Annotated in this window: 4 protein-coding genes; all 4 read left to right on the top strand. The window is 67.5% G+C overall.

The genetic code is table 11. The features are described from left to right. Positions 1 to 1,170: FAD-binding oxidoreductase (locus ACTHL9_RS17600; protein WP_440520565.1), on the top strand; the 1,170-nt coding region annotated here is incomplete at its 5' end. A 32-nt stretch (positions 1,171 to 1,202) separates the two neighbouring features. After that, on the top strand, positions 1,203 to 1,562 hold the full coding sequence (locus ACTHL9_RS17595) for an iron chaperone (protein WP_440520564.1): 360 nt from the start codon (positions 1,203 to 1,205) through the stop codon (positions 1,560 to 1,562). A gap of 121 nt (positions 1,563 to 1,683) precedes the next feature. Next, positions 1,684 to 3,870, top strand: a complete 2,187-nt coding sequence (locus ACTHL9_RS17590; RefSeq protein WP_440520563.1) for an McrB family protein — start codon at positions 1,684 to 1,686, stop codon at positions 3,868 to 3,870. Continuing rightward, positions 3,867 to 5,003 carry a 5-methylcytosine restriction system specificity protein McrC gene (locus ACTHL9_RS17585; RefSeq protein WP_440520562.1) on the top strand — a complete coding sequence of 379 codons (1,137 nt, stop codon included), beginning with the start codon at positions 3,867 to 3,869 and terminating at the stop codon, positions 5,001 to 5,003. Before ACTHL9_RS17590 ends, ACTHL9_RS17585 begins: the two co-directional genes overlap by 4 nt. Positions 5,004 to 5,132: the final 129 nt, after the last annotated feature.

Raw genomic sequence — 5,132 nt, 5'->3', positions numbered from 1 at the left:
GCGATAGTGACGCGGGGGGCCGGCACCGGGCTGGCGGGCGGGGCTGTCGCAGGGCCCGGCGAGATCGTCCTATCGATGCGGAACATGGACCAGATCCTGGAGGTCTCGCAGGAAAACCGCCTCGCTGTGGTCCAGCCCGGCATCCTCAACGGGGACCTCAATCGGGCCCTTGCCCCCTACGGACTCTGGTGGGCGCCCGATCCGTCCAGCAAGGACATCTCGACGGTCGGGGGCAACATCGCCATGAACGCCGGCGGGCTCCTGTGCGCCAAGTACGGGGTGACCCGCGAGGCCGTCCTGGCGCTCAAGGTCGTCCTGGCCGATGGCCGCCTCATCTCGGTGGGGCATCGGACCGTCAAGGGTGTCACGGGATATGACCTCTGCGCCCTCATGATCGGCTCGGAGGGAACGCTCGGAATCGTGGTGGAGTGCACGCTCAAGCTGCAGCCCGTCGTCGTCGGCGACACGGTGACGATCGGCGCGTTCTTCGAGTCCGTCGAGGCGGCAGCGGACGCCGCCCTCGCCGTGACCCGAGCCGGTTTCGTGCCGGCCATCATGGAGCTCATGGACCGCCGCACGCTCGAGTGCCTCAACCGCTTCACGGGAGAAGACCTGACAGGCCGGGGGGCGGCGTACCTGCTCATCCAATGCGACGGCCAGGGCGCCATCGAGACAGCCCAGCACGTTGCGGACCTCGTTCGCGCGGGCGGCGGCAGCCCCGAGACCACCGTGGACCCGGTCGAGTCGGAGCGCCTCCTCGACCTCCGCCGCAAGGCCTTCCCCGCCATCGAGACCCTCGGCACGGTCCTCGTCGAAGACATCGCGGTGCCTCGCGACCGCCTGAGCGAAGCGTTCGCGTTCGTGAGGGAACTCGAGGAGCGGTACGGACTCATCATCCCCACCGCCTGCCACGCGGGAGACGGCAACCTTCACCCCACGTTCGTCTTCGAGGGCGACGACGTCCCCCGGACTGTGTGGGCCGCAGCCGGAGAGCTCTTCTCGCAGGCGCTCGCCCTCGGCGGGACCCTCACCGGGGAGCACGGGATCGGCCTCCTCAAGCGGCGGTGGCTCGCGGACGAGCTCGGCCCCGACCAGTACGAGCTTCAGCGGCAGATCAAGGCCGTCTTCGATCCCGCGAACATCCTCAATCCCGGCAAGGTCTTCGGCTGATTTCCCGGACCTCCGGTGGGATGATGTGCGGCATGGGAACGGTCGCCGAGTATCTGGATACCTTGTCCGGGCCGAATCGAGAGGTTCTCGAGCGTGTGGTGGCAGTCGCGCGCGAAGCGGCGCCGGAAGCCGTCGAGGGCACCAGCTATGCCATGCCTGCACTGCTGGTTGACGGGAAGGGGCTCCTGAGCGCCCTCGAGACTAAGAAGCACCTCGCCCTTTATCCGTTCAGCGGCAAGGTCCTGGCCCAGCTGGCGGCGGAGCTCGAGGGCTTCGACTGGGCCAAGGGGACTCTTCGATTCTCGGCGGAGCACCCATTGTCGGACGCGCTGGTACGCCGCATCGTCGAGCTTCGCCTCGCCGAAATCGAGGCGAAGTCGGCGCACAAGTGATGCTCTGAAGGGGGCCGCGGACCCCTCGGCTGGACTCCCCAGCCGTTAGTCGCTACGTCATCTTGCCGTGATCTAATTCTGGGGTGCCCACACCCCCGCACGGGCACAGAGAGCAGGAATCATGGCGGACGCAAGCGTTCCCGAGGGCCAGTATTGGTTCGTCGGGTCGTACTACTCGGACCGGGAACCCCAGGATCAGACGGACAGGTTCATCGCCGAGGGGATCTGGGAAAACGGCTTCGAAGACCGGTACCTCGATAGCGTCAAGTCCATGAAGGTCGGCGACCGCATCGCCATCAAGTCCACCTACGTCCGGAAGAAGGACCTGCCGTTCGACCCGCGGGGCCACGCCGTGTCCGTCATGGGGATCAAGGCGATCGGCACCGTGACGGCCAACCCGGGCGATGGCCGCCAGGTCGCCGTCGACTGGAAGCGCCTCAAGAAGCCGCGGGAGTGGTACTTCTACACTGGCCGCCACACCATCTGGCGTGTGACGCCGAGCCACTGGATGCGGGAGGCCCTCATCCGCTTCGCCTTCTGGGATGAGAAGCAGGACGTGGACAGGTTCCGGAACGACCCGGCCTGGGCCAAGCGCTTCGCCGATGCCGACCCGAAGCCGGAGCAGCGCTTCGAATGGACGGCCTTCTACGAGGAGATGGCGACGGCGCTGCTCGCCTACCGGGACAGGCGGCCCGAACTGCTCGCTCACCTCCATGAGCTGCAGTCCCGACATGAGGAACTCGGCTTCCTCGTGGACCGGGATCGGCGCGACAACCCGGTGCCGCTGCGGGACATCTGCCCGTTCACGGTCATGGGGACGTTCAATCGCAGCGCGACGCCGACCCAGAGAACCGAGATCGCCGCAGGATGGGCCGAGCTGCTCGGCGTCCAGACCCCCGCGCCCACGAGCTTCGACGGAATTCCCCTGCTGAACAGCCAGAATTCGTGGTTCTTCCCGACGGCGGCCACGCGTCACAAGGACGACATCGACAGCCTCTGGGATGTCTTCGAGGCCGCCCTCGGCGCCGCCGATTCGAGCGAGGACCAGGAACGACTTCGGTTCGCGGCGGCCTACAGCCGTGCCCGGGACATCTACCGGGTCGGCACCAAGCTCACCATGGGCCTGTTCTGGATCCGGCCATGGAACTTCGTGCCGCTCGACGGCCGCTCCCGGCAGTACCTCAAGACCGAGCTCATGCTGGACCAGGACTTCTTCGCCGCCGACGGCCTCGCCTACGTGCAGCTCCTGGACACCCTCGCCTCCAAGTTCGAGGACCCTCAGTTCGCCGTGCACTCGTTCCCGGAGCTCTCGTGGACCGCTTACCTTGAGCGGGATGGCCGCGGAGCGCACGCGGAGAAGGACGAGGCTCCCGAGGTCGAGGACGACGACGATCCGACGCCGGTTTCCCCTCAGGCGAGCTATACGGTCCGGGACATCGTCTCCGACGGCTGCTTCATTCCCGAGGCGGCGCTCAACGGCTACCTCGCACGCTGGCGGTCAAAGAAGAACCTCATCCTCCAGGGCCCTCCGGGAACGGGCAAGACGTGGCTTGCCCGTCGTCTCGCCTACGCGCTCATCGGCACCCGGGACAACAAGTCGGCGCTCCGTGCTACCCAGTTCCACCCGAACTCGAGCTACGAGGACTTCGTCCGCGGCTGGCGTCCGGGCTCGGACGGCAAGCTCACCCTCGTGGATGGGCCGTTTCTGGAGATGGTCGAACGGGCGAACGCGAACCCGGACACGCCGCACGTCATGCTGATCGAGGAGATCAACCGAGGGAACCCTGTGCAGGTCTTCGGCGAGCTCCTGACGCTCATCGAGGCCGGCAAGCGTTCGCCGCGCGAATCGCTCCAGCTCGCCTACCCGCGTTCGGGGTCGGAGTCGGTCCACGTGCCGAGCAACCTCTACATCATCGGCACCATGAACCTGGCCGACCGCTCGCTCGCGATCATGGACCTCGCCTTCCGGCGCCGCTTCGCGTTCGTCTCCCTGGAGCCCAGCGTGAACGACCTCTGGCAGGAGTGGATGGCCAACCGGCACAACGTGGGTGCCGAGGACCTCGAGCTGGTCCGGAGCCGCTTCGAGGCGCTCAACGAGCGGATCGCCGAGGATCCGGCGCTGGGGGGCGAGTTCCGGCTCGGACACAGCTTCGTGACCCCGCCTGCCGAGGAACGCGTCGCCTCCTTCCCGGACTGGTTCCGCGCCGTCGTCGACACCGAGATCGTGCCCACGCTCGAGGAGTACTGGTTCGACGACGCCGGCAAGGCGGCCGCCGCCACGGAGGCACTGCTGGAAGGGCTCGGGTGAGTTCCCCTGACGGGGCGGCATCATGGACGACGACGGCGGGAGGCGACGGCGTCGTCGTCGCCGGCGGGGTTGAAATCCCCCTCCGCAACGTCTGGCTCCTGCTCCTGTACGCCTCGGAGCTCTATCAATCGGGACCCGAAGCGTTCGACGGCATGGAGGACTACCCCGAGAAGCTGCCGGAGCTCCTCGCCGAGCTGCTTGCGGCGAGCACCGAGGACCGTCTTCGGCGACCGCTCACGCCGTCGTTCGCCAGGACGTCGCGGGACCTCAGCCGCGTTCGCGGCGGGATCGACACTTTGCGGACGGAATCGCATCAGCTGCTCTCACGTGGCCTCGTTGCCTGCCGGTTCGACGAGCTCACCGTGGACACGCCGCGCAATCGGATGATCCGCACCGCCCTCGAATCCGTGGCCCCGCTCTGCAGCGAGGAAGAGCTGTCCCGCCGCTGCCGGGCCCAGTCGCAGCGGCTGGCGAGCCTCGGCGTCGGCCTGCTCAATCGGCGCGCGGGCGAACGCGACGCAAACGTCCGCTTGACGCGCAACGACGCCCGCGATCGATCCATCCTGCTGGCGGCCAAGCTGGCCCTCGAGCTCGCGCTCCCTTCGGGCTACATGACGCCTGGGCACGGCCGCGGCGACCTTTCCGAACGCCAGTTCCGCCATCTGTTCGAACGCGCCATCGGCGGGTTCTACACGGCGCACGGAACCGGGCGCGGCTGGACGGTGCAGCGGGGGCGCAAAGTCGATTGGAAGGCGAGCGAGGCGACGCTTGGCCTTGCCGCCGTCCTCCCCCACATGATGACCGACGTGTGGATCGATGACGGCCTCCGCGGACGACGACTGATCATTGACACGAAGTTCACGTCGGCGCTCTCCTCAGGACGCTTTGCCAAGGAAACGCTCCGCAGCGGGCACCTCTACCAGCTCTACGCCTATGTCCGCGCCCAGGAATCCTCGGATCCCCTCGGGGCCTCGGCCGGCGGGCTTCTCCTCTACCCTGCGGTCGGGACGTCCTTGGCCGAATCGTTCGTCACAGCAGGACACCGACTGGGGGCCGCGACGGTGGATCTCTCGCAGTCCTCGGTCGAGGTCCGGGACCAGCTCATCGCCGCGGTGAAGCCCTACCTCGGGTGAGCTACGTCGTTCGGCACTGGCCGAGCAGTTCCCCGGCCTTACTGCGTTCGGCGTCCGTCATCCAGAGCCCGTACCGGGCTTTGATCTCCACGATCCGAACCGTGTACTCGCAGCGGAACGACTTCTGGG

The organism is Sinomonas sp. (assembly GCF_051955515.1).
GTDB lineage: Bacteria > Actinomycetota > Actinomycetes > Actinomycetales > Micrococcaceae > Sinomonas.
Note: the sequence above shows the minus strand (reverse complement) of the source record. Positions and strands in the feature narration are given on the sequence as shown.

Coding starts and splice junctions, on each gene's coding strand:
- ACTHL9_RS17595 (WP_440520564.1), top strand. CDS start 1,203: ATGGGAACGGTCGCCGAGTATCTGGATACCTTGTCCGGGCCGAATCGA.
- ACTHL9_RS17590 (WP_440520563.1), top strand. CDS start 1,684: ATGGCGGACGCAAGCGTTCCCGAGGGCCAGTATTGGTTCGTCGGGTCG.